At 55.7% G+C, this 1,714-nt stretch carries 2 protein-coding genes; both read left to right on the plus strand.

The window, feature by feature from the left end:
• Positions 1 to 32 precede the first annotated feature (32 nt).
• Complete coding sequence (aph(3'')-Ib, locus tag OKC43_RS21610; RefSeq protein WP_001082319.1) at positions 33 to 836, plus strand: aminoglycoside O-phosphotransferase APH(3'')-Ib; 804 nt, start codon at positions 33 to 35, stop codon at positions 834 to 836.
• Positions 836 to 1,672 (plus strand): aminoglycoside O-phosphotransferase APH(6)-Id, encoded by an 837-nt coding sequence (locus tag OKC43_RS21615; RefSeq protein WP_000480968.1) that lies wholly within the window; start codon positions 836 to 838, stop codon positions 1,670 to 1,672. The genes aph(3'')-Ib and OKC43_RS21615 overlap by 1 nt, the downstream gene beginning before the upstream one ends.
• The last annotated feature ends 42 nt before the right edge of the window (positions 1,673 to 1,714 follow it).

Genomic DNA, 1,714 nt, shown 5'->3' on the forward strand with positions numbered 1-1,714 from the left:
CGCGCTTCATCAGAAAACTGAAGGAACCTCCATTGAATCGAACTAATATTTTTTTTGGTGAATCGCATTCTGACTGGTTGCCTGTCAGAGGCGGAGAATCTGGTGATTTTGTTTTTCGACGTGGTGACGGGCATGCCTTCGCGAAAATCGCACCTGCTTCCCGCCGCGGTGAGCTCGCTGGAGAGCGTGACCGCCTCATTTGGCTCAAAGGTCGAGGTGTGGCTTGCCCCGAGGTGATCAACTGGCAGGAGGAACAGGAGGGTGCATGCTTGGTGATAACGGCAATTCCGGGAGTACCGGCGGCTGATCTGTCTGGAGCGGATTTGCTCAAAGCGTGGCCGTCAATGGGGCAGCAACTTGGCGCTGTTCACAGCCTATCGGTTGATCAATGTCCGTTTGAGCGCAGGCTGTCGCGAATGTTCGGACGCGCCGTTGATGTGGTGTCCCGCAATGCCGTCAATCCCGACTTCTTACCGGACGAGGACAAGAGTACGCCGCAGCTCGATCTTTTGGCTCGTGTCGAACGAGAGCTACCGGTGCGGCTCGACCAAGAGCGCACCGATATGGTTGTTTGCCATGGTGATCCCTGCATGCCGAACTTCATGGTGGACCCTAAAACTCTTCAATGCACGGGTCTGATCGACCTTGGGCGGCTCGGAACAGCAGATCGCTATGCCGATTTGGCACTCATGATTGCTAACGCCGAAGAGAACTGGGCAGCGCCAGATGAAGCAGAGCGCGCCTTCGCTGTCCTATTCAATGTATTGGGGATCGAAGCCCCCGACCGCGAACGCCTTGCCTTCTATCTGCGATTGGACCCTCTGACTTGGGGTTGATGTTCATGCCGCCTGTTTTTCCTGCTCATTGGCACGTTTCGCAACCTGTTCTCATTGCGGACACCTTTTCCAGCCTCGTTTGGAAAGTTTCATTGCCAGACGGGACTCCTGCAATCGTCAAGGGATTGAAACCTATAGAAGACATTGCTGATGAACTGCGCGGGGCCGACTATCTGGTATGGCGCAATGGGAGGGGAGCAGTCCGGTTGCTCGGTCGTGAGAACAATCTGATGTTGCTCGAATATGCCGGGGAGCGAATGCTCTCTCACATCGTTGCCGAGCACGGCGACTACCAGGCGACCGAAATTGCAGCGGAACTAATGGCGAAGCTGTATGCCGCATCTGAGGAACCCCTGCCTTCTGCCCTTCTCCCGATCCGGGATCGCTTTGCAGCTTTGTTTCAGCGGGCGCGCGATGATCAAAACGCAGGTTGTCAAACTGACTACGTCCACGCGGCGATTATAGCCGATCAAATGATGAGCAATGCCTCGGAACTGCGTGGGCTACATGGCGATCTGCATCATGAAAACATCATGTTCTCCAGTCGCGGCTGGCTGGTGATAGATCCCGTCGGTCTGGTCGGTGAAGTGGGCTTTGGCGCCGCCAATATGTTCTACGATCCGGCTGACAGAGACGACCTTTGTCTCGATCCTAGACGCATTGCACAGATGGCGGACGCATTCTCTCGTGCGCTGGACGTCGATCCGCGTCGCCTGCTCGACCAGGCGTACGCTTATGGGTGCCTTTCCGCAGCTTGGAACGCGGATGGAGAAGAGGAGCAACGCGATCTAGCTATCGCGGCCGCGATCAAGCAGGTGCGACAGACGTCATACTAGATATCAAGCGACTTCTCCTATCCCCTGGGAACACATCAATCT

The sequence above is a fragment of the Aeromonas sp. Y289-2 genome (genome assembly GCF_027705925.1).
Lineage (GTDB): Bacteria > Pseudomonadota > Gammaproteobacteria > Enterobacterales > Aeromonadaceae > Aeromonas > Aeromonas veronii.